Origin of the sequence: Paraburkholderia sp. BL25I1N1 (assembly GCF_003002025.1) — a bacterium.
Classification (GTDB): domain Bacteria; phylum Pseudomonadota; class Gammaproteobacteria; order Burkholderiales; family Burkholderiaceae; genus Paraburkholderia.
Genome location: NZ_PVZB01000008.1, coordinates 56205 through 81879, shown reverse-complemented (window position 1 = coordinate 81879; position 25675 = coordinate 56205). Strand labels below are relative to the sequence as shown.

Annotated in this window: 20 protein-coding genes; 5 read left to right on the top strand and 15 right to left on the bottom strand. The window is 61.9% G+C overall.

The window, feature by feature from the left end:
- Nucleotides 1-6: 6 nt before the first annotated feature.
- Together B0G73_RS13785 and B0G73_RS13780 are read right to left on the bottom strand one after the other, a co-directional pair.
- Nucleotides 7-1293, bottom strand: coding sequence for an MFS transporter (locus B0G73_RS13785; protein ID WP_106281576.1), 1287 nt, complete (start codon nt 1291-1293; stop codon nt 7-9).
- Nucleotides 1294-1504: 211 nt separating this feature from the next.
- Nucleotides 1505-2725, bottom strand: a complete 1221-nt coding sequence (locus B0G73_RS13780) for an alanine--glyoxylate aminotransferase family protein (RefSeq protein ID WP_106281575.1) — start codon at nt 2723-2725, stop codon at nt 1505-1507.
- 161 nt (nt 2726-2886) lie between these two features.
- Here B0G73_RS13780 and B0G73_RS13775 point away from each other — a divergent pair, with 161 nt between their 5' ends.
- Both B0G73_RS13775 and B0G73_RS13765 read left to right on the top strand, forming a co-directional pair.
- Nucleotides 2887-3612, top strand: a complete 726-nt coding sequence (locus B0G73_RS13775; protein WP_106281573.1) for a GntR family transcriptional regulator — start codon at nt 2887-2889, stop codon at nt 3610-3612.
- Between the two features lie 599 nt (nt 3613-4211).
- Nucleotides 4212-4601 carry a hypothetical protein gene (locus B0G73_RS13765; RefSeq protein WP_106281572.1) on the top strand — a complete coding sequence of 130 codons (390 nt, stop codon included), beginning with the start codon at nt 4212-4214 and terminating at the stop codon, nt 4599-4601.
- Nucleotides 4602-4686: 85 nt separating this feature from the next.
- Here B0G73_RS13765 and B0G73_RS13760 read toward each other — a convergent pair whose 3' ends face one another.
- The 4 genes from B0G73_RS13760 to B0G73_RS13745 all read right to left on the bottom strand — a co-directional run bounded on the left by B0G73_RS13760 (nt 4687) and on the right by B0G73_RS13745 (nt 9269).
- Entirely contained in the window at nt 4687-6018 is a 1332-nt protein-coding gene (locus B0G73_RS13760) for an MFS transporter (protein WP_106281570.1), read from the bottom strand.
- Nucleotides 6019-6078: 60 nt separating this feature from the next.
- Nucleotides 6079-7032 carry a hydroxymethylglutaryl-CoA lyase gene (locus tag B0G73_RS13755; protein ID WP_106281568.1) on the bottom strand — a complete coding sequence of 318 codons (954 nt, stop codon included), beginning with the start codon at nt 7030-7032 and terminating at the stop codon, nt 6079-6081.
- Nucleotides 7029-8222 carry a CaiB/BaiF CoA-transferase family protein gene (locus B0G73_RS13750; RefSeq protein ID WP_106281566.1) on the bottom strand — a complete coding sequence of 398 codons (1194 nt, stop codon included), beginning with the start codon at nt 8220-8222 and terminating at the stop codon, nt 7029-7031. Before B0G73_RS13750 ends, B0G73_RS13755 begins: the two co-directional genes overlap by 4 nt.
- A gap of 111 nt (nt 8223-8333) precedes the next feature.
- Nucleotides 8334-9269 (bottom strand): LysR family transcriptional regulator, encoded by a 936-nt coding sequence (locus B0G73_RS13745; protein WP_106281565.1) that lies wholly within the window; start codon nt 9267-9269, stop codon nt 8334-8336.
- Between the two features lie 104 nt (nt 9270-9373).
- On the opposite strand from B0G73_RS13745, the gene B0G73_RS13740 reads away from it, so the two are divergent.
- Entirely contained in the window at nt 9374-10333 is a 960-nt protein-coding gene (locus B0G73_RS13740; protein WP_106281563.1) for a GlxA family transcriptional regulator, read from the top strand.
- A 101-nt stretch (nt 10334-10434) separates the two neighbouring features.
- Complete coding sequence (locus B0G73_RS13735; protein ID WP_106281561.1) at nt 10435-11193, top strand: SDR family oxidoreductase; 759 nt, start codon at nt 10435-10437, stop codon at nt 11191-11193.
- An 89-nt stretch (nt 11194-11282) separates the two neighbouring features.
- On the opposite strand, the gene B0G73_RS13730 is transcribed toward B0G73_RS13735, so the two are convergent.
- The 6 genes from B0G73_RS13730 to B0G73_RS13705 form a co-directional block, all read right to left on the bottom strand.
- A complete protein-coding gene (locus B0G73_RS13730; protein WP_106281559.1) occupies nt 11283-12029 on the bottom strand; it encodes a winged helix-turn-helix domain-containing protein in 747 nt (248 codons plus the stop codon).
- An 815-nt stretch (nt 12030-12844) separates the two neighbouring features.
- Nucleotides 12845-13210, bottom strand: a complete 366-nt coding sequence (locus tag B0G73_RS13725) for a response regulator (RefSeq protein WP_106281557.1) — start codon at nt 13208-13210, stop codon at nt 12845-12847.
- A 20-nt stretch (nt 13211-13230) separates the two neighbouring features.
- Nucleotides 13231-14202, bottom strand: coding sequence for a chemotaxis protein CheX (locus B0G73_RS13720; RefSeq protein WP_106281555.1), 972 nt, complete (start codon nt 14200-14202; stop codon nt 13231-13233).
- A gap of 37 nt (nt 14203-14239) precedes the next feature.
- Entirely contained in the window at nt 14240-14782 is a 543-nt protein-coding gene (locus B0G73_RS13715) for a hypothetical protein (RefSeq protein ID WP_106281553.1), read from the bottom strand.
- Nucleotides 14779-15513 carry a methyl-accepting chemotaxis protein gene (locus B0G73_RS13710; protein WP_106281551.1) on the bottom strand — a complete coding sequence of 245 codons (735 nt, stop codon included), beginning with the start codon at nt 15511-15513 and terminating at the stop codon, nt 14779-14781. The genes B0G73_RS13715 and B0G73_RS13710 overlap by 4 nt, the downstream gene beginning before the upstream one ends.
- A gap of 45 nt (nt 15514-15558) precedes the next feature.
- On the bottom strand, nt 15559-17955 hold the full coding sequence (locus B0G73_RS13705) for an ATP-binding protein (protein WP_106281549.1): 2397 nt from the start codon (nt 17953-17955) through the stop codon (nt 15559-15561).
- Nucleotides 17956-18237: 282 nt separating this feature from the next.
- Between B0G73_RS13705 and B0G73_RS13700 the strand changes: the two genes are divergently transcribed.
- Nucleotides 18238-20010, top strand: a complete 1773-nt coding sequence (locus B0G73_RS13700; protein WP_106281547.1) for a phospholipase D-like domain-containing protein — start codon at nt 18238-18240, stop codon at nt 20008-20010.
- A 37-nt stretch (nt 20011-20047) separates the two neighbouring features.
- Here the strand turns inward: B0G73_RS13700 and B0G73_RS13695 are convergent, their stop codons facing one another.
- The 3 genes from B0G73_RS13695 to B0G73_RS13680 form a co-directional block, all read right to left on the bottom strand.
- Nucleotides 20048-20749: a DNA alkylation repair protein gene (locus B0G73_RS13695; RefSeq protein ID WP_106281545.1), complete on the bottom strand. Its 702-nt coding sequence runs from the start codon at nt 20747-20749 to the stop codon at nt 20048-20050.
- Nucleotides 20750-21034: 285 nt separating this feature from the next.
- Complete coding sequence (locus B0G73_RS13685) at nt 21035-22480, bottom strand: efflux transporter outer membrane subunit (RefSeq protein WP_106281542.1); 1446 nt, start codon at nt 22478-22480, stop codon at nt 21035-21037.
- On the bottom strand, nt 22477-25674 hold the full coding sequence (locus B0G73_RS13680; protein WP_106281541.1) for an efflux RND transporter permease subunit: 3198 nt from the start codon (nt 25672-25674) through the stop codon (nt 22477-22479). The genes B0G73_RS13685 and B0G73_RS13680 overlap by 4 nt, the downstream gene beginning before the upstream one ends.
- Nucleotide 25675: the final 1 nt, after the last annotated feature.

The following is a 25675-nucleotide window of genomic DNA, read 5'->3' as shown; positions in this document are numbered from 1 at the left end:
GCGTGCTCAAGCGCCCATTCCCGTGGCGACATGCGCTTTGTCAGCCGCGTTGAGCGCGAATTTGCTTTCCGGCTGCATGCGGAACGCGAGCACCACGCCGATCGCCATCAACAGCATGCTGCCGACGAACGGCAATTCCCAGCTACCGAAGTAGTCGATCAGAAAACCGCCGACCACCGGCGAGATGATCGCGGCCAATGCCGAGCCGGTGTTCATCATGCCGCTCGCCGTGCCCGAGTATTCCGGCGCGATGTCCATCGGAATCGCCCACATCGGACCGATCGTCATTTCGGCAAAGAAGAAGCCGGACGCGAGACACGCCATGGACAGATACAGGCTGTGCGTGAACATCAGCGGAATCAGCGAAAGCAGGCAGAAGAACATGCAGACCGACACCATCCAGCTACGTGCGCGCTTCAGGCTGCCGGTGCGTGTGAAGACCCAGTCGGTCACGATGCCGCCGAGCGTGTCGCCGATCACACCGGCGAAGAACACCACTGAGGCGAAGATCGCCGACTTCTGTAATTGCAGATGATAGCTGTGCAGAAAGTATTGTGGAATCCAGCTCAGGAACAGCCACAGCGTCCAGCCGTAGCAGAAGTACACGATCGTGACCGGCCACATGCGGCGAAACAGTTTGCGCCACGGCACGCCGGCGGCTTTCGGCTTGGGCGCGGGCAGCACGGCGAGTTCGTCGCTCGTAATACGCGGATGGTCTTTCGGATGTTCGGTAAACGTGAAGGCCCACACGGCGACCCACAACAAGCTGAACACGCCGCAAATATAAAACGATTCGCGCCAGCCCCAGGTCGCCATCACGAGCACGATCAGACCGGGCGCCACCGCATTGCCGATCCGCGATGCCGCGTGTGTGATGCCCTGCGCGAAGCCGCGTTTTTCCTTGGCGACCCAACGCGCCATCGCGGACGTGGCGGCGGGAAACGTCGCGCCTTCGCCGAAGCCGAGCAGCACGCGCGCGGCCAGCAGCGAAACCAGCCCGCCGGCGAAACCCGTCAGCAAAGTGGCGACGCCCCAGATCGCGCCGCAAAAAATCAGCGTGCGTTTCGCGCCGAAACGATCGCTGACCCACCCGCCGATAATCTGAAAGATCAGATACGGATACGCGAAGGCCGAGAACACCAGGCCGACCTCCGTATGCGACAGATGGAATTCCTTGCCGAAACCCGCAGCCGCAGTGCTAACGTTGACGCGGTCGAGGTAGGTGATGAAGTACATGATGCAGAGCATCACTAGAACGATACTGGTCGCACTGGTCACACGAAACCGCTTCATCGTCTATCTCCATTGCATGTGTCGACGGCGGGCCTGAGATGGCGCGCTGCGTCGTTGCCCGGCGGCGGCTTGCGCCACGAGACCATCGCATTCGTTCGTGCCGCGTTCTGTGCGCGGCTTCGTGAGGGAAGTGCTCCCCGCCTTCCCTGTCCCGCAAGTCACTGCTGGCTGCGCTTCGCTCGATGCCCCAAAGAAACAGTTCGGGGCGTACTCAGGCGGCGGCTTTCAGGCCGGATGCCTTCGTCGGCTGGCTCAACCACTCCATAGCGGCAGGCAAGCCACTTTCCTTTAGCGGCACGCCTGCGAGCCGTAGACCCATTTCGCAGCCGGCCAGCGTGGCCAGCAGCATCAGGTCGTTGCAGTCGCCGAGATGGCCGATGCGGAACATGCGCCCTTTCATCTTGCCGAGGCCCGTGCCGAGCGACATGTCGAAGCGTTCGTAGATCAGCTTGCGCACCGCATCGGCGTCGATGCCGTCGGGCATCATCACGCCCGTGAGCACCGGGCTGTACACCGACGGATCCGCACACTGAATTTCCAGGCCCCACGCACGCACCGCGCGACGCGTCGCTTCGGCGAGACGTTCGTGACGGGCAAACACGTTGTCGAGCCCTTCGCCGAGAATCATTTCGAGCGCTTCGTTAAGGCCGTAGAGCAGATTCGTGTTCGGCGTGTACGGCCAGTAACCGGTCTTGTTCATCTCGACAATGTCGGTCCAGTCCCAGAAGCTGCGCGGCAGTTTGGCCTGCTTGCTGGCTGCCATGGCTTTCGGCGAAATCGCGTTGAAGCTGATGCCCGGCGGCAGCATCAAACCTTTTTGCGAGCCCGAGACGGTGACGTCGACGCCCCATTCGTCATGACGGTAGTCCGCACACGCGAGGCCCGAAATCGTGTCGACCAGCAACAACGCCGGATGACCCGCGGCGTCGATCGCACGGCGCACGGCGGCGATGTCGGAGGTCACGCCCGTGGACGTTTCGTTGTGCACCACGCACACGGCCTTGATCGCGTATTGCGTGTCGGCACGCAGACGCTCCTCGATCATTTGCGGCTGCACGCCGCAGCGCCAGCCTTCAATGCCCGGCAGGCCGAGGAACTCCGGCTTCAGCCCGAGGCTTTCCGCCATCTTTTTCCACAGCGTGGCGAAGTGGCCGGTCTCGAACATCAGCACGTGATCGCCGGGGCTCAGCGTGTTCGACAGCGCCGCTTCCCAGGCGCCCGTACCCGAGGCCGGGTAAATCACCACAGGTTGCTGCGTCTTGAAGATTTTCTTGATGCCGTCGAGCACCTTCAGACCGAGTTCGCCGAACTCTGGACCGCGGTGGTCGATGGTCGGGTAGCTCATCGCCCGGAGGATACGGTCGGGCACCGGGCTCGGACCCGGGATCTGCAAAAAGTGACGGCCAGCGGGGTGAAAGTCTAGCTTGAGCATTGGGCTCCTCCGATTGAATTTTGCATTCAAAAAACTATATCAGACGATCTGTGACGATCCCAAGACGAAAATTGCCTGTCGTCACCGGTGTTTACCCGCGCTGTTAACTAATCTTTCAGCTTCCGATAAAATCAGAGTTAATGGATGTTGAGGACTTTTGTATGCAAAATTCGGATTTCGAGGCGAGCATCGCCGCTTCCCCGCTGATGCCGAAGGTCGAGCGGCAGCGCTTACATGACACGGTGGTAGAGCACATTCGGCGCTTCATCGTTGAAGGCGTGCTCGAGCCGGGCAAAAAACTGAACGAGCGCGAGCTGTGCGAAACGCTCGGCATTTCACGCACACCGTTGCGCGAGGCGCTGAAGGTGCTGGCCGCCGAAGGGCTGATCGAGATTTCGCCGAATCGTGGCGCGTCGGTGTCGAAGATGTCGGAGGCCGAATTGCGCGAGACCTTCGAATTGATGAGCGGCCTTGAAGCCTTTTCCGGCGAACTGGCGGCCGAGCGGATGACGGCGGCTGAACTCGCCGAGATCAAGGCGCTGCATTACGCAATGCTCGCGTGCCGCGCGCAGAACGATCTGGCGGGGTACTACAGCCGCAATCAGGCGATTCACGACAAGATCAACGAGGCGGCCAGAAATTCAGCACTGCGGCAGACTTATGTCTCGGTGAATCGCCGCTTGCAGGCGCTCCGGTTCCGGTCGAACTTCCAGATTCCGAAGTGGGACAGCGCGATTCACGATCACGATGAAATGCTGAAGGCGCTCGAAGCGCGAGATGGCAAGAAGCTGAGTGCGATTCTTCGGCAGCATCTGCTCGATAAGCGCGATGCGGTTTTACAGGTGCAATCGCGGGAAGAGGCGGCTGCCTCGCCGTTGAAGACTTAAGGTGAGTTGAGTGAATGCAGTGGAGCGCCGGTTGCGTTTGGCGCTAGTGTGAGTTTGCACGCCTGCGCCAATGGCGTGTGGGGGAAATGTCTTTCCCCTCGCGCCCTCAAACGTCCGTTCCCCGCGTTTCCCCACACGCTGCGGTGCGGCGAAAGCTTCGTCCCGCCACAGAAGGACCGTCCTACACGTTAGGCAGGTGTCTCGCTTGAGATTCAGTCCCTGCCTACAGCGTCTGCCCGCTCTGGCCGATGGGCCGTTGCAGCCCGTTGCGCCATAAGGGCCTGCAGTTCCACACGACCAACACTGCGACCCATTACCACTGCGCACCTCTTTTCACGCTCGATATCATGGCATTGAAGAGTTTGTGAACGGGCCCGGCGTAGGCATCGTGGCCGGAACCGCGCAGCAACTCAGCAACGATGCAGGACCGGTTGCCGACCGTCCGCGCGGTTTTCGCGGACACGACTTCGCACTGGGGCCCGTCATCACCTACGACATGAAGATCAACGGCAAGCATCCATTGCCGGCTAGCTGCGATGGGTTCCGACAGCTCAGCTTGGCAACGCCTCGCGCCAACGACGTACGAACAGGAAGGATTCATGGACCTCAATATCGTCGAGCAAGTCGCATTGACGTTGCGACGCGCGGGCGAACATAGACAGCTGGTTCCCTACCAGCGCTTTCATGCGCTCTTCGACCCGATGGATCCGCTATCCAGCCGATACGCCGCGCTAGAGAAAGCTGTTGCTCTGCTGGCTGGGGAGAGCGGCGTCGACTACGGTGCGCTACTCAGTTTGGCGAATGGACTTGCAGGAAAGGAATTTTATTTGCGCTTCAGGCGCAACAGATTCGACGACTATCTGGCTGTCATGGGCAGTCAGATGCATGAACATTCGTTAAAGAAAAAGAGACGTCTCGTTGAAGCAGAGCGTGCCCGCGTTTTCGATGATGCAACGTTGTCGAAGCCGACCCCGCGGTCGGCGACGTGAGCAAACTCAAAGTCGGCGATGAGGTTCACATCGCCATGAGGACGCCTTGCTGTTGTCGGCGGACAAAGCCGATTCGCGGCACCCTTCAACGCGCGGCTTCCCTGCGTCGCAACGAGTCAGGCAAGCCGTACAGCACGATCAGCGCGCACACCAGGCTCATCGTACCGATCACATACAAGGCCGGCGTCGTACTGCCGGTCAGGTCTCTCACACGCCCCACCATGATCGGGCTCACAATCCCGCCGAGTTGGCCGAGCGTGTTAATCAACGCGATCCCACCCGCCGCGCCCGCGCCCGTGACGAGCTTCGGCGGCAGCGCCCAGAACGCCGGAATCGATGCGACCACGCCCGCCCCCATCACAGCCAGCGCGACGACCAGCAACGCCGTCTGCTTGTCGAAGAACCCCGCGGCAAAGAAGCCGATCGCCGACATCACCAGCAAGCCGAACACGAACTTGCGCCGTTCGCCGCTCGCATCAGACAGGCGCCCGACCACTACCATGCAGATTGCGCCGGCAATATAGGGCACCGCCGTCAGCAAGCCGATCACCGTCGGGTTGTTCGTACCCGCCACGTGAATCAGATGCGGCGCCCAGAAATTCAATCCATACGATGCCACCTGAATCAGGAAGTACACCAGCCCCAGCGTGAGAAAGCCCGGCGTCCTGATGGCGCCCATCAACGAATGCCCGGTATCCGGATGACGGCTCTGTTGCGCAATCTGCCCTGAAAGAAAGGACTTTTCCGCGGGCGACAGCCAACCTGCATCCTCGATACGATCCTTCAACAGTTTCAGCACCAGATAGCCCAGCACGATGCACGGCAACCCGCCGAGCAGAAACAGCCAGTGCCAGCCCGGCATGCCGAGCACGCCGTTCATGTGTCCAATCACGAGTCCGGCAAGCGGCGCGCCGACCAGGCCGGAAAACGCGGACGCGAGAAACAGCATCGACGTGATACGCCCGCGATAGCTCGGCGGAAACCACAGCGTCAGGTAGTACAGCACGCCCGGCGCGAAGCCCGCTTCCATGGCGCCGATCACGAAACGCAGCCCGTAGAACTGCCATTCGTTGCTGACGAACACCATCGCGGCCGTCGCCAGTCCCCACGAGATCATGATCCGCGCGATCCAGCGCCGTGCGCCGACCTTGTACAGAAACAGATTGCTTGGTACTTCGAACAGCACGTAGCCGATTACGAACAGGCTGGCACCGAGGCCATAAGCGGTGTCGGACAAGCCGAGGTCGCTCTGCAACTGGAACTTCGCGAAGCTGATGTTGATGCGGTCGAAGAACGCAAACAGATAGCAGATCATGATCAACGGCATCAACCGCCACGCCACTTTGCGGATGATGGCCGCGGCATCGTTCGAGCTGTGCTCGCGGTTGCCGGTTGCGACTGCGCCCAGGTCACTCATGTTCGTCTCCAATGCCGGATTCGGCGAAGCCGTCCGGTCGTGTAATCGATTAGGGAAATGTCAAACCTGTAGAACGTATTCGGGCACGGGATGCAGGTCGCGGTTACGGCCCGCCTTCGCCAGTTGCCCCGGCACGTCGTGGCCGAGCAACGCGGGCAAGCCGCGCGACAACGCGATCAGCTTTTCCAGATCGATCCCGGTGGGGATGCCCATTTCGTCGCACATGTTCACGAGATCTTCCGTGCAGATGTTGCCGGACGCGCCCGGTGCGAACGGACATCCGCCGAGGCCACCCAGTGCGGCATCGAAGCGGCGCGCGCCGGCTTCGTATGCCGCCAGAACATTCGCAAGACCCAGCCCGCGTGTGTTGTGAAAGTGCAGCGTGAGCGCGGCGGCCGGCAGACGTTCGAGCACGCGTGTGACGAGGCGCGTCACCTGGCGCGGGTTCGCCATGCCGGTCGTGTCGGCAAGCGTGATGCCCTCGATGCCCATCTCACGATATGTATCGACAATACCGATCACGCGGTCTTCGTCGATCTTGCCTTCGAACGGACAGCCGAATGCAGTCGCCACCGACGCGTTCAGCAGCACGCCCGAGCCCTTCACGTGCCGCACGATATCGCCGAACGCCACCAGCGACGACTCGCAGCTCATCCGCATATTGGCGCGGTTGTGCGTCTGACTCGCGGACATCACGAGGTTCATTTCATCGGCACGGGCAGCCAGCGCGCGTTCGGCGCCCTTCAGATTCGGGATCAACGCCACGTAGATCACGCCCGGTTGCCGCTCGATCTGCTGGAACACCGCCTCGCCGTCACGCAACGCAGGAATCGCTTTCGGCGAAACGAAGGAGCCGGCCTCGATGCGGGTGAAACCCGCGGTGGATAGCGCGTTGATCAGCGCGATCTTGTCGGGCGTATCGACCCATGTGGGTTCGATCTGCAAGCCGTCGCGCGGCGCGACTTCCTGCACGATCAGTTTGTCAAATTGCGGGGTGTTCAAAACGCGAGTCATTGCACGGCTCCTTCGCGGCGCAGCCGCTCGATTTCGTCGTTGGCGAATCCCAGTTCGCCGAGTACGCTGCCGGTATGCTCGCCTAACGTCGGCCCTTGCCAGCGCACTTCGCCAGGCGTGTCCGAGAGCTTCGGCACGATCCCCGGCATCTTCACCGACGCGCCGCCCGGCAGTCGCGCATCCAGCAACATGTCGCGCGCCTGGTAGTGCGGATCTGCGACGATATCGGCCACCGAATAGATGCGCCCCGAGGGCACTTCAGCGCGTTCGAGCGCCGCCAGCACGTCGTTGGTGGAATGGTGCGAAGTCCATTCGGTGATGGCCTGATCGAGCATCGCGCAGTGCCGAACGCGGCCGTCGTTGCGCGCCAACGCGGGATCGTCGGCGAGATCGGGACGGCCGATTACCTGCATCAGCCGTTTGAAAATCGGATCGCTATTACCGGCGATCACGACGAAGCCTTCGTCTTCCGTGCGATACGTATTGGACGGCGCGATGCCCGGCAATGCGCCGCCGCTCCTCTCGCGCACATGGCCGAGCAGATCATATTCAGGCACGAGGCTTTCCATCAGATTGAACACGCTTTCGACCAGCGATACATCCACCACCTGGCCTTCGCCCTGCCCCGTCTTCACACGCAGCAGCGACATCAGCGCGCCGATCACGCCATGCAGCGACGCGAGTGAATCGCCGAGACTCACGCCGACGCGCGCCGGTGCGCCATCCACTTCGCCGGTCGTGTAGCGGATGCCGCCCATCGCTTCGCCGATCGCGCCGAAGCCAGGACGATCGCGATACGGACCGCTCTGACCGTAGCCGGAAATGCGGACCATCGTCAGTTTCGGATTGATGGCGTGCAGCACGTCCCAGCCGAGGCCGAGCTTTTCGAGCGCGCCGGGGCGAAGGTTTTCGATCACGACGTCGGCGTCGGCCGCGAGCCGCTTGACGATCTCGACACCGTCCGCCGACTTCAGATTCACGCAGATGGACTTCTTGTTGCGCGACTGCAGATACCACCAGAGCGAGGTGCCCTCGTGCAGCTTGCGCCATTTACGAAGGGGATCGCCGGTCTCGGGCGCTTCGATCTTGATGACGTCGGCGCCGAACTCGGCCATGAGGCGCGCGGCAAACGGCGCGGCGATGAGGGTTCCGATCTCGATGACGCGGATACCCTGAAGGGGCCCACCCATATTGCTGTCTCCGATGCTGGTTTCGTGTTGAGAGACAGCTTATGAGCGGCAAGACCGCGGCGTCCAACCGCAAATCGCCAACGACCGTTCGCGAACGGCGAACGCTCTCCTTCAAGCGTTGATGGGCAGGGCTTCCGACGCTTCGACGGTGCGCAGATGGTCGAACAACAGGCGGCTCACCGGCGACAAAGCATCGACATCGCGCACCACCAGCACGAGGCTGCGCGCCGACCAGTCGTCTTCGAGAGGCGCACCGACGAGACCGAGCGGCCGGCCCATCAATTGATACACCTTCAGCGGCAACACGCCGACGCCCATGCCGGCCTGCACCATCCGGCAGACCGCATCGAAGCCGGGCACGTGGATGCGCAACCGCAACGGCTTGCCCGCCTGACGTGCGGCGAGATGCGTGCGGGCGTTGATGGAACTCGCGGCGTGCAGACCGACGTGATCGCCATCCAGCGTTTCGACGAAGGCGACGCTTTCGCGCGCCGCCAACGGATGATCGTCGCGCATTACGAGCACCAGCGAATCGTGCCGGTAGTGTTCGACGTGCAGATCGCGCGTGTCGGCGTCGCCGGAACAGATGCCGACGTCGACGAGGCTGTCGTCGACGGCTTCGACCACGCCGCCGCTCGGCCGCTCTTCCAGATCGAGCTTGACGCGCTCGTGCTGCAACTGGAACGCGCGCAAATCTTCCGGCAGGAATTCGACGATCGCCGAGAGGTTGGCCATCATGCGCACATAGCCGTGCACGCCGCTCGCATGACCGGCCAGTTCAATGCCGATGTTCTCGATGTCGCGCATCACGCGGCGCGCGTGATGCAGCAGCGTTTCGCCCGCCGGCGTGAGCGTCATGCCACGCGCGTTGCGCTGGAACAGCGTGGCGCCGACCGCCTGTTCGAGTTCGAGCAGACGCTTGCTCGCGGCGGAGACGGCAATCGCCTCGCGCTCGGCGGCACGTGTGAGCGTGCCTTCCTCGTAGACCGCGAGGAAGAGTTGCAGCGTGGTGAGGTCGAGCCTTCGGAGAAGGTTTTTGATTACCATGACGGGGCGCCGCGTTGTTGTGCGATCCGCCTATTCTGACGCCAGACGCAAAAAATAGGTGCCGTGCCCCGCGGATCCCGTCCCTCGTCCAAGGAAGTCTTCCGATGCCCACCGTCGCGATCGCGATCTTTCCCGGCGTGCAGGCGCTCGACGTCGCCGGTCCGGTCGACGTGTTTTCCGAAGCCAACCGCTTCATCGCGCCCGCGGATGCCTACGAGGTGAGGTTGCTCAGCGCCGAAGCCGCCCCGCTGCGCGCGTCCAACGGCATGATGCTGGTCGCCGACGCTACCTTCGACACGGCGCGCGGTCCATTCGATCTTGCGCTGGTCGCGGGCGGCCCGGCGCTACCGGACGTTGTGCCTGATACGCCACTGCTCGAGTGGTTAGCGAACGTCGCCACCAAGTGCGGCCGCTACGGCTCGATCTGCACTGGCGCGTTCGCGCTCGGTCACGCAGGCCTGCTCGACGAGCGCAACGTGACGACGCATTGGCAGCACGCAGCGCAACTGGCGGCGCAATTTCCAAAGGCGCGCGTCGACTTCGACCGTATCTATCTGCGTGACGGGCAACTCGTTACGTCGGCCGGCGTGACCGCGGGCATCGATCTGTCGCTCGCTTTAGTTGCGGAGGATCACGGGCCGCACACGGCCCTCGCCGTCGCGAAACGTCTGGTGGTGTTCGCACAGCGGCAAGGCGGCCAGTCGCAATTCAGCCCCTACCTGACAGCGCCCGCCGACGACACCTCGCCAGTCGCCAAGGTCCAGGCGCACGTCATGGAACGGATTCGCGAGAGCTTTTCGGTGAAGCAACTCGCGGATGTCGCAGGCATGAGCGCCCGCAACTTCGCGCGCGTGTTCGTGCAGGAGACCGGCGTGACGCCGCATGAATTCGTCGAACGCGCCCGTGTGGATGCGGCGCGCAAGCTGCTCGAAAGCAGCGGTGCGGCGCTCAAGGCGATTGCGTACGACTGCGGCTTCGGCACGGCGGATCGCATGCGTATCGTCTTCACTAAACGGATCGGCGCGACGCCGATGCAGTATCGCGAGCGGTTTCGCCCGGCTTGACGTGAAGCGCATGCGCTCGCTTACAGTGAGAGCCGCCGCACGCGGAAAAATGTCGCGTGAGAAAATAGCCGCCTTTTCAGGCCAACAATCCCAAGGACGACATGACCACCTCTTCTCCGATCCGTGCGATCGTCACCGGCCACACACGCGGTCTCGGCGCGGCGCTCGCCGAACAACTTCTGGCTCGCGATATCGCCGTGCTGGGATTGTCTCGCTCGCGTCACGATACACTCAAAGCGCGCTTCCCGGCGCTGCTCGAAGAAAGCGAACTGGAACTGGCCGACACCGCGCGCGTCGCGCACTGGATCGCGAGCGATGCGCTGCGCGGATTCGTCAGCGGCGCGCAGACGGTTCTGCTGATCAACAACGCGGGCATGGTGCAGCCCATCGGCCCAATTGAAGGACAAGACGCGGCATCCATCGCGACCGCCGTGAGCCTGAATGTCACCACGCCCTTGATGCTGGCCAGCGCGCTCGCCGCAGCCGCCGTCGATGCAAGCGACCGGCGCATCGTGCATATTTCCAGCGGCGCCGCACGCAACGCGTATCCCGGCTGGAGCATCTACTGCGCGACGAAGGCCGCGCTCGATCATCACGCACGCGCCGTCGCGCTAGATGCGAATCGTGCGTTGCGCATCTGCAGTCTGGCGCCGGGTGTGATCGATACGAATATGCAGGCGGAGATTCGCGGCAGCGGCGTCGAACAGTTCCCCATGCGCGAGCGATTCGAGGAACTCAAGCGCAATGGCAAACTGTCGACGCCAGAACAATGTGCGACCCAGTTGCTCGATTATGCATTGAGCGATGCGTTCGGCCAAACGCCGGTCGCCGACATTCGCGAGATCGCAAAGCCCGTGTGATGCGCTGATAACGGAGCAATAAGGGAGCAAAAAGGAAGCGTATGACGCGCTCCCGAAAACTCTCACCTTTCGCCTGATTCTCCGCAAATCTACACGCCGGGCGCGACCATCACACCGCGCTCGGCCGCACCGAGTTCGCCGTGCGGCACGAACACATAGCCGCGTCCCCACACCGTTTGCACATAGCGCGGCTCGGACGGATCGATTTCGATCAGCCGACGCAGCCGCCAGATCGACACGTCCAAACTACGCCCTTGATGCAATACGCTATTGCCGCGCAGTTTCTCGTTGAGCTGCGCGCGCGTGAGCACGGTCATCGCGTGATTGACGAAGATCTTCAGCAAGGCGAACTCGGAACTGCGCAACGCGAAGTGCTCGTTGTCGCGGCGCAATTCGCGCGCGGAGAAGTTCAGCTCGCAGCGGCCGAAGCGATAAGGCGGCCGCGTCTCCGGCGCACCCGGCGCGAGCGAGCCGCGCCGTCGCAGCAAGACGCGAATTCGCGCGAACAGCTCAGCCGGGTCGGCGGGCTTGCTCATGAAGTCGTCGGCGCCGAGTTCGAGACCGATCACGCGATCAATCGCTTTGCTGCTTGCCGATAGCAGAATCACGGGCACGTCGTTGCCACTCATGCGCAAGTCGCGCAACACGGCGAGCCCGTCGCCGTGCGGCGCCGAGATGTCGAGCACCAGCAACGAAGGCCGCTCCATCTCGATCACATGCTTGAGCCCGGCGGCAGGCGGACGTGCCGACACACCGCAGCCCTGCCCGCGCAATGATTCGCCCACCACGGCAGTCAAGCCGGCGTCGGCACCCACGAAAAGAATATGCTGACTCATCCAACTGATTCCAGGAGACGATCGTTTTTCAGAGACAGGCATCTGGCAGGCGGATATAACCGATCCGCGCACCCTGTCGTCCGCGTCGCCATCTTCCCTGCTTGCGCGTGTTCTCAAAACGCGGAACAGCCCCTTAGGTTGCCAATTTCTTCCCAACTCTTTCAATGTGAAACGTGATAAGAGTCGGCGCGTGTGACGCACCGTACGATTCACGGGCTCCTCTCCCGAAAAACCTCACCTTTGAGACGGAGCGCTCGGGGTTCGAGGCGAGGTGCGCGTCGGATTGCTCCCGAAAACCCTCACCTTTCGAGCTTGGGGGCAGGCCGCAAAGGCATGCTGGGCTTGGCTCGACTACTCCAAAACAGGCCACTCCCGCAAACCCTCACCTTTAAAGCCGGTGGAGTAATTTGCATACCCAGGTAAGCAGCGGCGCGCGCGCGGGCCTTTGCGCTTGATGGAGATGCGAGATTTACGCGGGAGTTGCGCCCTGTGATCGTGAGCGCGGATCAATTTCGCCGCTCACCGTTTTGATCCTGATGCGCGAAGCGCGGAGAAAGCGGCATGGTCCGCGCATGCCGCGATAAATGAGGCGTTGCGGCGAGCGTCGCAAGAATAGGCGGAAGGTCCCGAATATCCTCACCTTAGAGCAAGCAGAGGCGTCCGGAAGCATTGCCTCGATCGCTGCGCCAGCCGGTTTATCGGCATTTATCCCGTGTTTCGACAGTCACCGTGACTGCGAAACAGACTCAAACACCGGCGAGTGCGAAGCTCCCGAAAACTCTCACCTTTGCGTTCACTTGCAGCGAAAGCCGCGCTCAGCTCGCCAGTTTGCGGAACGTTTCCAGCACCGCTTCGCCCTTGAACGGTTTGACGATCCAGCCTTTCACGCCGGCGGCCTTGCCGCGCTCCTTCATCGCCGGGCTGCTCTCGGTCGTCAGCATGATGACGTTGACGGTCTTGTTCGCGAGCTCGCCGCGAATCTTCTCGACCATCGTCAGACCGTCCATATTCGGCATGTTGACGTCGCTGATCACCAGCTTGATGCCGGGGCTCGCCTTCAGCTTGGCGAGGCCGTCCTTGCCGTCCACGGCCGTGTCGACGTCCAGACCGTTCTTCTTCAGAAAGCCGGCCACTTCGTCGCGCACCGTGCTCGAATCGTCCACCACCAGAATTTTTGACATGTTTCTTCCTATGACAACACTCAGAACAGATCCAGTTCGCCTGCCTCGACCATTGCGCCGACATCGTCCGCGACTTCCTTGAAGTCCTCCGGCGACCAGCTCAGGCTGAACACAAAACGTTGATGCAACTTGACCGCGCGGTTCGACTGCGGGTCCTTCAACCAATACGTGAAGCACAGTTGCGGATTGCCGCTGCCGAACGAGATGTACTTGTGCTTGTGATTCACCAGCAGCGGCACTTGCACCTGGCTGCGCGTCCAGGCGTCCGCGTCGCCGGCGTAGCGGTTCTTGAAGGAACCCCAGATCAGATTCGTCACTTCGCCGAGCACGCTGTTCAGGTCGCGGAAATCCGCTTCGCCGTGCCGCGCGTTATCGATCATCTGATAGCGATCGAGCAGTTCGAGGATCGGCGTCTCTTCGGCCTGCATCATCATGTAGCCGCGGCACCATGCGCTTTCCAGCGGAATCAGGCTGAACACCTCGCCGAAGATGATGCGGTCGCGCACGATATACGGCGTGTCGCACGTGATGGCCAGGTCCTTGAACACATCGCCGAGAATCGCCTGCGTCATGTCGGCGATGCCGCGCACCAGCGCGTTCGGATAATCCAGGCTGAAGATGTAGTCGTCGATCACCTGGCGCAGCGGCGCCATATCGTGCGCGACGTACGCGGCGCAGACCACGCGTCGCAAGCTCTCCGGCAAGCTCTCCATGCCGGGATCGCTGTCCCGGCGCATGATGATAGGCAACTCGGGGCGCACCGCGTTGATCCTGATCGCGATCTCGGCGCTCGCTTCCGGCGAGCCGCCATAACTTTCGGCAAACAGCACCGCGCCCAGATCGATGTTCGAGCGCAGCACCGATTGCAGACGGTTCTTGCCGACTTTCACGCCGACCAGATTGTTCTCGTCGCAAAAGCGCTTCAGCGCTTCTTTGTGCGCCGGGCAGTCGTCCAGCACCAGCACTTTGCTGACCGGCTTGTTCATGTTCATGTCGCGTCCCCGCTCACAACGGCTAATCAACTCACGGTCAGAACAACTCCAGCTCTCCGCTGGTTTCTTCGACAACACTGGTATCGGCGACGAAGTCGAGCGGCGCATCCGCGCACACGCACACCGTCGCGGCAAGCCGCACGTCGGCGTCGAGCGTGATCGAATACGATGACAGCAAAGCCGGTTTCAATTCATGCAGATGCGGCAGGCAACGCGCGTTCAGCACATAAGGCGTCGACATGCCGAGGTCGGGGAAGTAGCGCAGCAACTCCTGATTCATCGCTCCGCAGCACAGATTGCAGATTTCCAGAAAGGCTTCCTGGAAATCGCGTTCTTCCGCGGAGTCCTTCAGGTAGTAGTTGCACGTGCTGTCGTCTTCGTCGAAATGGAGGATCAGCAGCAATCTGAACACGATCGACGAAATGGTCAGCACAACCACTTGCGTGTCTTTGGATACGCCAACATTAGCGTCGGCTATCGGCGCGATCTCGCACAGATCGCCCGAATCCAGCGGCAAGCGCGCCTGCGCCGCCTTGCGAAAAATGCGGTCGAAGCTTTCTCTGGCGTGGGCCGAGATCACGCCGCCACCTCGTGCAGCTTCGAATGAAACTGGTTGGCCAGCGATTCGACGCTGGCCAGCGACGCCGCGATCATCTTGCCGCCCGCCTGAATGTCCTGAAACGTGGACGTCGTGGTCAGGTCGTTGCGATGCAGGCTGTCGCGATAGCTCTTCGACAATTCTTCGGAGCGCGCGGCAAGCGCGCGCACTTCACTGGCCACCACGGCGAAGCCTCGACCGGCCGGCCCCGCGCGCGCGGCCTCGATCGACGCGTTCAGCGACACGATCACCACATGTCGCACGATCGAAGACAGCTCCTGATTCTTCGCGTGCATGTCGTGGTTTTGCGTCATCAGCGAGATCATCTGTTCGTGCCAGCGCTCGAATGTCGCGCCGAGACTCTTCAAACGCTCGGCTTCGCCGGCAATCTGCCGCGCGTGATGCGCCAACTGGTCTTTGTCTTCGCTAGCCGACTTCAGTGCGGCTCGCAGTTCGTCAGCGTTGCTTTGTTGTTGCGCGAGTTCCTCGCGCAGCAGTGTGGTCAACGCGTGCAGTTCCTGCTCGGCCTGTTCTCGCTTGCGAATGGCAGCGACGTGATCGGCCCGCTCAGCCTCGAGCCTTGCGATGCTGGCTTGCGCTTCGGCACGCAGCCGTGCCGTCAGCTTCACGCTGTGCAGCCTGTGCGCGGCAAATGCCAGCAGCGCGGTCACCGCGCTGCCTGCTGCCACCGCCAATACATACTGTTGAATCACAACCGTTCCCTTCGATTTGCGTCGCGACGCACGCCGACCCGGCGCTCAGTCCGCCATCGCGTCGAGTTGCAGTGCGCCGGCTTCGCGACGTGCTTCCATGCCGAGCGTGTCGACGGCAACGCTATCCGGCAGACAGACGATCGTCTGAAACTGACGGAAGGCCGCGCCTTTGCGGTCGTCGGTGAAGCGCAGTTCGATGCTGCCGTTCGCGCGCTTGAGGAAGTCACGCACGGCGTCCATGCCGACACCACGGCCCGACAACTCCGTGACCGTTTCCGCAGTCGAGAAGCCCGGCCGGAAAATGAAATCGGCGATCGCTTCGTCGCTCGGCGTGTCGTCGCGGCCGATCCAGCCGCGCTCCATGGCAATGCCGCGAATGCGTTCGAGCGCGAGGCCGCGGCCGTCGTCGCTCAGCGTGATCTGCAATGCGCCGCCGTCCACCCCGACTTCGATATCGATCGCGCCGGCCGGCGCCTTGCCGTGGGCGCTGCGCGCCTCGGCGGTTTCAATGCCGTGATCCATCGAATTGCGCAGCAGATGCATGAACACGTTGTTCAGCGCGCCGCCCGCCTGGCCACGCAGACGGTAACCGTTGTCGTCGATACGCACGGTCGGCGCGGGCTTGCCCAACTCGCTCGCGAGCGAGGGCAGTGAGTCGAGCACGCCGGAGAGCGCGTCGCGCACGCTTTCGCTGCCCAGTGCGCGCAGCGTGCGGCGCAGCGCATCGCGCATCGACTGGAGTTCGTGCAGTTCGCCGGCGTTGGTTTGCTCCAGCATGGTCAGCGTGTGCTGGATATGGTCTTTTGCGACCATGACGTAGTGGCCTGAATTGGCGGCGTCGTTCGTCTGACCGTTGCCCTTGCTCTTGCGGCCAAGGCTCTGCTCGTTGATCTTCGCGTAGCTGTCGATGGCATCGCGCACGCGCGTCAGTTCGCGCATCAGATGCTCCTGGTCCCACGAGCGATCCGCGTCCGGTTGGCGCAGTTCGTGGTAGCTCTGCTCGGTTTCGTGCACGACGTTGGTCAGATGCTGCAGGTTGTAGGTCCGCGCATTGCCCTTGATGGTGTGCATGTTGCGGAACAGCTCGGCAATCGCGGCGTGGTCCGCTTCCGAATGCTTGCGGATGATCCGCTCGTTCTCACTGATAAAGCCCGCTGAGCTCTCGATGAAGTGGTGGAACTTCTCCTCACTGACCGCGAGAATCTCGCCGATCATGTCGAGACGCCGACGTTGTTCGCTGGCTTCGGCGGCGAGCTTGCGTAATTCGGTGACGTCGCGCACGCACAGCATCAGGCGCTGGATCACGTCGTTTTCATCGGTAATCGCCGACCAGCTCAGGTCGAGAATCTTCACGCGACCGTCCGGCATGCGTTTGGAAATTTCGCCGACCAGCAGATGTTGATTGAACGCGAAGTTGATGCAATCTTCGCCGAGACACGCATGCGCTGCGGCGTCGACTTGAGAGAGCGCGTCCGAACCGAGATCGGTATCCGCGAACACCAGATCCATCAGGCCGCGCCCGGCAATATCCTTCGTTTCGAAGATGTCTTCCAGATATGCCGAGTACTCGGAGTGGATCACGGCGCCGTCGATCACGGTCAGAATGCCTTGCTGCATGTTTTGCAACATCGCCTGAATGTCGGCGGTTTTCTGCTTGAGTTGCGCCGAGCTTTCCTGGATCTTTTCGATCATGCCGTTGAAGGCGACGATCGAATGGCCGATCTCGTCGAGCCGTCCCACCGGCACGCGCCGCGTGAAGTCCTGGCTCGAAGCGATCTCGCTCATCATCGCCTGCATGCGGCTGAGCGGGCGCGTGATCTGCCGGTAGAGCAGCGAGCCGATGAATGTCAGCAGAATGATCGCGATGCCCGTGACGACGGCGATGGCCGTGGTCGTAGTCGAAAGCGTGGTGTTCAGCGTGCTGATTGCCTCGTCTTTCTCGCGGTTCTTCTCGACGCGCAAGGTCTCGACAATCCCTTCGAGTTCATCGCGATACTGCGCGACGTTGGCGAACAGATACGCCTGCGCGAGTTCGTTCTTGCCGTCGGCCTTCATTTTGGCCGTCTCGGCAATCGCGGAAAAATAGTTCTCGAGACTGTCGTTGGCCTGCGAAACGAGACCCTTCTGAGCGTGGCTCGCGGCATCTTCCGCTTGCAACGCGAGCGCCTGCTGCAGCGCGGCGCGCTTCTTCTTCAGTTCGTCCTGCGCCTGCGCGACCATGTTGGCGTCGGGCGCGTACACCAGCGTCATCGTGGCGAGCTGCACGTCCTTGACTTGCGACACGAGGTCGGCGGAAGCAAGCGCGCTGGGCACGACGCCTTCCGTAACCTTGCGCACCTCGGCGGCGCTGCCGCGTGTCTGGTAGACGGCGTAACCGCCAATCGCCGATAACGCGACGAACATCAAAACGACCAATAACGTGATGCGATGACGAATAGTCATGTGAACCCCCCGGGGTCTGGCCTTCGCGCCAGCCCTCGTTGGGAGCAGCGCGTTTTATGCGAAATTTTGGTCTGACTTGCAGCGCTGCGGAGTATTGCGCAGGCATGTTACTAAGCGATGACTGAAGACTTTTTTAAAGCGTATTCAACGCTCTAAATTAATGGCTAAAGTTTCCGCGTAAAGCGCCGTTAATTAATATCTTTTTTGATTTTGGTTCTTGTCACCATTTCAACAAACTGCGCATCCAGACTAAAGCTCCGTTCGACATCACGGAGCCAAATGATGAATGTAAGCGTGCGCAGCTATCTGTCCCCGACCCTCGTCCTGCTCGCTTTCGATTGGCCCGAAGGCGGCACGCGCGAAGACTTCCTGGGTTTCGCCATCAAACGGACGCCGGGCTTTCTCGCCGCCGACGGACACGAACGCGAAGCCAGCAGCTGGCTGCCCAACCGGCTGACCTTCAAAGGCGTGGTGCCTGACACGCAGAAAGACGCGCCCACGAATGAAGCGCCCATTCAGAAATTCATGTGGTGGGATGCGCGAATCGACGAAGCGGATCGGGAGAAGTCGTTCACGTATCTCGTCTATCCAGTGGTCGGCGCGCCGGAGGCGCCGCAATTGCTCGACGCGCAGAAAGGCGAATGCAAGCTGACCCTGCCCGCACATACGGAAGCGAACATCGGCTCGTGGTTCAACCGCGCCGTGGTCAGTTCGCAGGCATTCGCGCGCAAAGTCGCGGCGCTGCATCTGGCGCCGAATGCGGCGCCGTCACCGGAGCAAGCGTTGCGCCTGCGCACATGGCTCGCGAACGATCTGCAGGAAGTTTTCGCGCTCACGCTCGGTCATGCGCATCGCGCGGCGTCGGCGGTGTATCACCTGACCGATCCGCTCTGGGCGATTCCCGCCTTCGAGGCCTTCGGCAAGAAGCAGGGCAAAGCATCGCTCGCCATCGTTTACGACTCGCACAAAGTCTCGCAGAAGGGCAAGCCGCCGGCGCCGTCGCCGAATCAGCCCGCAGTCGATCAACTTGCCGATGTCGCCACCTTCGCGCCGCGCGACAAGACGCACATCATGCATGACAAGTTCATCGTGGTGGACAACGGCAACGGCGAGGCGTCGCCGGCTCGGGTACTGACGGGCTCGGCCAACTTCACCACCGAAGGCATCACGGAGCAGGCCAATGTGCTCCATCTGTTCGATTCGCCGGAATTGGCCGCGCTGTATAGCGAACGCGCCAAGGCGCTCGCCGGCAATCCGAGCATTGCCGCGACGGCCAAGCTCACGCCTGGCTGGTCCGACTCGATTGCGATCGGCAGCGCGAAAGTGCGGGTCTGTTTTTCGCCGGAAGCAAACGACTCGCGTTTGCAGATCGACACGATCGTCGACGCCATCAACAAGGCGAAACACTCGGTGGTGTTCTGCCTCTTCATGCCGACCGACGCGCCGCTGCGCGATGCCTGTTTCGCGGCCGGCGACAAAGGCCGGATGATGTTCGGCCTGGTCAACCACATCAGCCCGACGTCGGCGCAGGCAGCGGAGGACGCGGAGAAGAACGGACAGATCGTCTCGACGACCGCGCTCGCCAACATGGAGCTATATCACCGCGGCCGCGACAAGCACGACGTGATCGACGCGGAGTATTTTTCACCGGCGACCGTGCCGGCAGGCTTCGAACCCGAGTTGCGCCTTTTTCCAGGCGAACACGCGCCGAGCTACGCGCCGGTCATCATTCACCACAAGTTTCTCGTCATCGATGCGGAGGGTCCGAATCCCGTCGTCTACACAGGCTCAGCAAATATGAGCAACAACTCGGAACATTTCAACGACGAGAACCTGCTGGAGATTCGCGACCGCCGCATCGCCGGCACGTATCTCGCGGAATTTCTACGGCTCTACGAACACTATCGGGCGCGCGCGTTGGCGATACGGCAAAAGAACGACGGCACGCATGAGCGATTGATGCTGGCGCCGGACGGGTCGTGGGCGAAGAAGTATTTCGTTGCGGACAGTCCGGAAGACAAAGCGCGTGTGGCGCTCGCGCACGGCGGCGATTAAACCGCTTGTGGGCGAATGCAAGGTGGTCGAAGCACCGTCAGCGAATCGGCGGAAGATGCTTCGACGCCTCGCGCAAGGTGAGCGGCGAGACGAGCTCTCGCGACGCCGATAAAAAATCGCTCACCGCCTTGGGCGCATGCCATGCGTAATCCCGCAGTGCCCAACCGATCGCCTTGCGGATAAAGAAGTCTTTTTCCGCAGCCAGCGAACGCGCGTAGCCGAACAGGCGATCTTCGTCGGTATGCCCGCGCCAGCCGAGTTGATGAATCATCGCGATGCGGCGCACCCACATGGATTCGTGCAGAAGCGCCGCATCCATTGCGGCCTGAACTTGCGCTTGCGGCGTCTGGATTCGCGCCGCTTTCAGCACGTGACCGACCACCGCCGCGAGGGGGTCGATCGAATCCCACCACGAAGCATTCTGAGCGATGGTCAGCAAATGCGCGATGTCAGTGACGGCAAGTGTTTTGCAGTTGCGCGCCAGCAGATCGGTCGCGACGTACTGGTATTCGCGCGCCGGCATCGTCCATAAGCGATTGGCACACGCCAGCAAGTGATCGGCGTTCTCCACCGGCAGCCGCTTGAAAACCGGCGTTACCGCTTGGCGCCGCAGCGGCGTCGGCACACCGATAAAGTTGAACTGGTGACGCATATAGGCGCGCATGGCGAGCGCGCGCTCCGCGTCCGCATGGGGAGCAAGCGCCGCCTTGATTTCCTTGACGAAGGCGTTGAGCGTCATTGAGGAAAATGCTCGACGTGACCTTCGCCGCGCCGGCTGACGTCGTGCTCGTGCTTCACGCGCATGGTGATCTCCAGCAGGGTTGGACGTCCATTGAATGGAAGCGTCGAATAGACGTGGATCGAATCGTAGTTTGCTGGGAAATGAGCGTCAAGGTCACGGAAAACACTGTTCAATGGTCCTGGACTTCTGCTCCCGAATTCCCTCACCTTTAGATTTAAAGTGCGCACACAGGTAGCGGTATTCTCACCTCGCCGGCTCCCGAATCTTCTCACCTGTACGCTTTCAGCCCTGCTCCCAACCTCCGCCCAAGACCTTGTACAAAGTCACGAGATTGGCTTGCCGCGACAGCGTATCCGTCGCGAGTTGCTGTTGCGCGGTGTAGAGCGTGCGCTGCGCATCGAGGAACGTCAGAAAGCTATCGGTGCCCGCCTTGTAACGCGCTTCGGCCAACGTGTAGTACCGCTGCGAGGACGCCACGTATTCGCGATCCGCCTGCACCTGATCGACATAAGTGGCGCGCGCCGTCAGCGCATTCGAAACCTCCTTGAACGCCGTCTGGATCGTGCTTTCATAGTCGGCGACCTCGATCTGCTTCTCGATCTTCGCGACATCGAGCGATGCCTTGTTGCTGCCGTAATCGAAGATCGGCATCGACACGCTCGGCGCAAATGCCCACGCTCCGGTGCCGGCCTTGAACAGGCTCGAGAGTGTCGAACTCGACGTGCCGGCCGTCGCGGTCAGCTCGATCTTCGGAAAAAACGCGGCGCGCGCGGCGCCAATGTTCGCATTCGCCGCTTTTAACGCGTGCTCCGCCTGCACGATGTCAGGACGACGGGTGAGCAGCAGCGACGGCACGCCCGCACCGATGTCGGCGAACATCGACTCGTCGTCGAATGAGCGGGCGGGCGGCAGGTCATCTGGAATCGGCGCGCCGAGCACAGCGATCAGGTTGTTGCGGTCCTGCGCGACAGCGCGACGGTAAGACGCAAGACTCGCCTTCGCGCTCGCCAACGAGTTCTCGGCCTGTTGCACGTCGAGCAGAGAAGAATTGCCCAACTCCTGGACGCGCTTCGTCACGTCGTAGGTCGACTGATCCGCCTTGACCGTGTCTTCGGTCAACTGCAACAGACGTTCATCGGACAGCAAGGTCAGATAGTCGGTCGCCACCGTCGCGATCAGACTGATCTGCGTGCTTTGCCGCGATGCATCCGTTGCGAGATAGTTTTCCAGCGCCTGACGCTTCAGGCTTCGCAGGCGTCCAAAGAAATCGATTTCCCACGACGTCGTGCCGACGTTGAGGTCGCTGGCGCTGCTCGTCACGCCTTGGGTCCGCTCACGGGTCACGCTGCCGCTCGCGCTGATCGACGGCGCGAGCGCGGCGCGCGTGATGCGGTATTGCGCCTCGTATTCGGCGACGTTCAACGCCGCCACGCGCAAGTCGCGGTTGTTCGCGAGCGCGATTTCGATCAATCGTTGCAGGCGTTCGTCGCAAAAGAAACTGCGCCATGCAGTATCGACGGCAAGCGGCGATGTGGCGGCCGTAGCGCTCGCGCTGTTTGCAGCCGTGCTCGTGCTCGTGCTCGTGCTCGTGCTTTCGTAAGCATCGCCTTGCGGATACGCCACCGCCACCGGCGCTGCCGGCCGATCATAGTGCGGATCGAGCGTGCAGCCCGCGAGCACGGCGAGCGCAAACGCCACTGCACCGGCACCGAGTTTGAGTCTCATCATTCAACACCTTCCTGTTGCTTGGGGTCGCCGTGTTCGCCGAACAGGCGTCGCACGACGACGAAGAACACCGGCACGAAGAAAATCGCGAGGAGCGTCGCGGCGATCATGCCGCCCATCACACCGGTGCCGATTGCATGACGGCTCGCAGAACCGGCGCCGCTGCTGATCACGAGCGGCAAGACGCCGAATATGAACGCGAGCGACGTCATCAGAATCGGCCGCAGCCGCAGCCTGGCGGCTTCGACGATGGCTTCGATCAGTCCATGGCCCTGCGCTTGCAGATCCTTGGCGAATTCGACAATCAGGATCGCGTTCTTGGTGGACAGACCAATGGTCGCGAGCAGGCCGACCTTGAAGTAAATGTCGTCGGAGAGCCCGCGGATATGCGCGCCCAGCACCGCGCCGAGCACGCCGAGCGGCACCACCAGAATCACCGCGATCGGAATGGACCAGCTTTCGTACAGTCCGGCGAGACAGAGGAACACGACGATCAACGAGATCGCGTACAGATAGATCGCCTGAGAGCCGGCGATGCGCTCCTGGTACGATTGTCCAGTCCAGTCGATGCCGTAGCCCGCGGGCAGTTTCTTGACCAGCGCGTCAACGGCGTCCATTGCCTGGCCCGTGCTGGTATTCGCACCGGTTTGCGCGGTGATTTCCATCGCCAGCGTGCGGTTGAAGCGCTCGATCTGCGGCGGCCCAAAGGTCCATTTGCCGGTGGCGAAGGCGGAGAAGGGCACCATCTCGCCGTCGTAGCCGCTGGTGGTCGTGGTGCTCGTACTGCTCGTTGTGGTGGCCGCACTGGTACTTGTGCTCGTCGAAGCGGTGCCCGACCGCACATACCATCGGCCGATGTCCGACGGCATCATCCGGTACGGCGCGTCGGCCTGCACGTAGACCTTTTGAATCCGCCCCGTATCGACATAGTTGTTCACATACGACGAGCCGAACGCGGTCTGCAACGTGTCGTTCACATCGGCAATGGAAAGTCCGAGGGCGCTCGCCTTCTCACGGTCGATGTCGACATGGAACTGCGGCGTGTCGTCGAGACCGCCGGGGCGCATGCCGGACAGCGCGCTGTCTTTGGCTGCGAGCGCGAGCAGTTGCTGGCGCGCGGCCATCAGCTTGTCGTGACCTTGGCCCGCGCGATCTTCCAGTTCGAAGTCGAGGCCGCTCTGCGTGCCGAGTTCCTGAATGGCTGGCGGATTGAGCGCGAAAATCTGCGCGTCGCGCGTGGCCGCGAAGTGCATGTTGGCGTGCTGGATGAGCGCCGCCGCCGAGCTGTCTTTGCCGCGCCGGGTGCTCCAGTCCTTGAGCCGGACGAAGGTCAACGCGTTGTTCTGTCCGGAGCCGTTGAAGCTGAAACCCGTCAGCGCGATGATCTTGTCGACCTGCGGAAGCCCGAGATAATAAGCTTCGACCTTTTTCACGGTCTCCAGCGTCTGCGCGGCCGGCGTGCCGACGGGCGTGGAAATCGACGTGATGATGATCCCCTGATCCTCGTCCGGCAAGTACGACGACGGCAGCTTCATGAAGAGCAACGCCACGACGCCCGCGATCAATACGTAGATCACCATGTAGCGGATCGGATTGCCGATCACACGCGAGACCGCCGAGTCGTAGCGATCGGTGCCGCGCGCAAGCACGCGGTTGAACCAGCCGAACACGCCACGCTTCGCGTGATGCTCGACGTCCGCGCGCCGCAGCAAGGTCGCGCACAACGCCGGCGTGAGTGTGAGCGCGAGGAACACCGAGAGAAGCATCGCCGCGACGATCGTCACGGAGAACTGCCGGTAGATCGCGCCGGTCGAGCCCGAGAAGAAAGCCATCGGAATGAACACGGCGATCAAGACCGTCGTGATACCGACCAGCGCGCCGGTGATCTGCTTCATCGCCTTGCGCGTGGCTTCGACGGGCGACAGTCCTTCTTCGGCGATCAACCGCTCGACGTTTTCGACAACCACGATGGCGTCGTCCACCAGCAGGCCGATCGCCAGCACGAGCCCGAACATCGACAGCACGTTGATCGAAAAGCCGACCGCCGACATCACCGCGAACGTGCCGAGCAAAGCGACCGGCACGACAATGGTCGGAATCAGCGTCGCGCGCAGGTTCTGCAAAAACACGTACATCACGACGAACACCAGCATGACCGCTTCGACCAGTGTCTTCACGACCTCTTCGATCGAGATCTTCACGAACGGCGTGGTGTCGTATGGATAATCGACCACCACGTTGCGCGGCAACTGCCCGCTCATTTCGTCGAGCTTCGCACGCACGGCCTTCGCCACGCTCATGGCATTCGCGCCGCTCGCGAGCTTGACCGCGAGCGATGCGGCCGGCTTGCCGTTCAGGCGCGAGTCGGTACTGTAGTCGTCGCCGCCCACCTCGACGCGCGCGACGTCCTTGAGCATGACCTTCGAGCCGTCGCTATTCACACGCAACAGAATCGCGCCGAACTGCGCGGGCGTAGTGAGCAGGCTCGACGCGGAAACCGTCGCGTTGATGGCCTGCGCTTTCGTGGAAGGCAAGCCGCCAATCTGGCCCACCGAGAGTTGCACGTTCTGATTCGTGATCGCGGTGGTCACGTCGGCCGTGGTCAGTCCGACTGCCTGCAACTTCACCGGGTCGAGCCAGATGCGCATGGCGTGTTGCGCGCCGAACAGCGTGACGTCGCCCACGCCGTCGATCTGCGTGAGCGGGTCCTCGATTTGCGTCGCGATGATATTGCCGAGATCGATGGAATTCATGCTGCCGTCCGTCGACGACAAGGACACGATCATCAGGAAAGCGTTGGCCGCTTTCGCGACCTGCACGCCTTGCTCCTGAACCGTCTCCGGCAGCGACGAACTGGCCTGCTCGACCTTGTTCTGCACCTGCACCTGAGCAATGTCTGCCTTGGTGCCCTGCTGAAACGTCAGCGTGATACGCGCTTGTCCCGACGAACTGCTGGTGGACGACATGTAGAGCAGATGGTCGATGCCGCTCAGCTTCTGCTCGATCACCTGCGTGACGGTAGTGGCGATCGTTTCCGCCGAGGCGCCGGGATAGGTGGCGGTGATCTGCACGGAGACCGGCGCCACGCTCGGATACTGTTCGACGGGAAGCGTCCCGATGGAAGCGCCGCCAATCATCATGATGACGATGGCGATGACCCACGCGAGAATCGGTCGGTTGATAAAAAATCCTGCCATG

Bases quoted from the DNA above. Each gene is read 5' to 3' on its own strand.
- B0G73_RS13745 (WP_106281565.1), bottom strand. From the start codon at position 9,269: ATGGTAATCAAAAACCTTCTCCGAAGGCTCGACCTCACCACGCTGCAA.
- B0G73_RS13760 (WP_106281570.1), bottom strand. From the start codon at position 6,018: ATGAGTGACCTGGGCGCAGTCGCAACCGGCAACCGCGAGCACAGCTCG.
- B0G73_RS13705 (WP_106281549.1), bottom strand. From the start codon at position 17,955: ATGACTATTCGTCATCGCATCACGTTATTGGTCGTTTTGATGTTCGTC.
- B0G73_RS13785 (WP_106281576.1), bottom strand. From the start codon at position 1,293: ATGAAGCGGTTTCGTGTGACCAGTGCGACCAGTATCGTTCTAGTGATG.
- B0G73_RS13775 (WP_106281573.1), top strand. From the start codon at position 2,887: ATGCAAAATTCGGATTTCGAGGCGAGCATCGCCGCTTCCCCGCTGATG.
- B0G73_RS13750 (WP_106281566.1), bottom strand. From the start codon at position 8,222: ATGGGTGGGCCCCTTCAGGGTATCCGCGTCATCGAGATCGGAACCCTC.
- B0G73_RS13685 (WP_106281542.1), bottom strand. From the start codon at position 22,480: ATGATGAGACTCAAACTCGGTGCCGGTGCAGTGGCGTTTGCGCTCGCC.
- B0G73_RS13735 (WP_106281561.1), top strand. From the start codon at position 10,435: ATGACCACCTCTTCTCCGATCCGTGCGATCGTCACCGGCCACACACGC.
- B0G73_RS13755 (WP_106281568.1), bottom strand. From the start codon at position 7,032: ATGACTCGCGTTTTGAACACCCCGCAATTTGACAAACTGATCGTGCAG.
- B0G73_RS13725 (WP_106281557.1), bottom strand. From the start codon at position 13,210: ATGTCAAAAATTCTGGTGGTGGACGATTCGAGCACGGTGCGCGACGAA.
- B0G73_RS13740 (WP_106281563.1), top strand. From the start codon at position 9,374: ATGCCCACCGTCGCGATCGCGATCTTTCCCGGCGTGCAGGCGCTCGAC.
- B0G73_RS13720 (WP_106281555.1), bottom strand. From the start codon at position 14,202: ATGAACATGAACAAGCCGGTCAGCAAAGTGCTGGTGCTGGACGACTGC.
- B0G73_RS13700 (WP_106281547.1), top strand. From the start codon at position 18,238: ATGAATGTAAGCGTGCGCAGCTATCTGTCCCCGACCCTCGTCCTGCTC.
- B0G73_RS13765 (WP_106281572.1), top strand. From the start codon at position 4,212: ATGGACCTCAATATCGTCGAGCAAGTCGCATTGACGTTGCGACGCGCG.
- B0G73_RS13780 (WP_106281575.1), bottom strand. From the start codon at position 2,725: ATGCTCAAGCTAGACTTTCACCCCGCTGGCCGTCACTTTTTGCAGATC.
- B0G73_RS13730 (WP_106281559.1), bottom strand. From the start codon at position 12,029: ATGAGTCAGCATATTCTTTTCGTGGGTGCCGACGCCGGCTTGACTGCC.
- B0G73_RS13680 (WP_106281541.1), bottom strand. From the start codon at position 25,674: ATGGCAGGATTTTTTATCAACCGACCGATTCTCGCGTGGGTCATCGCC.
- B0G73_RS13695 (WP_106281545.1), bottom strand. From the start codon at position 20,749: ATGACGCTCAACGCCTTCGTCAAGGAAATCAAGGCGGCGCTTGCTCCC.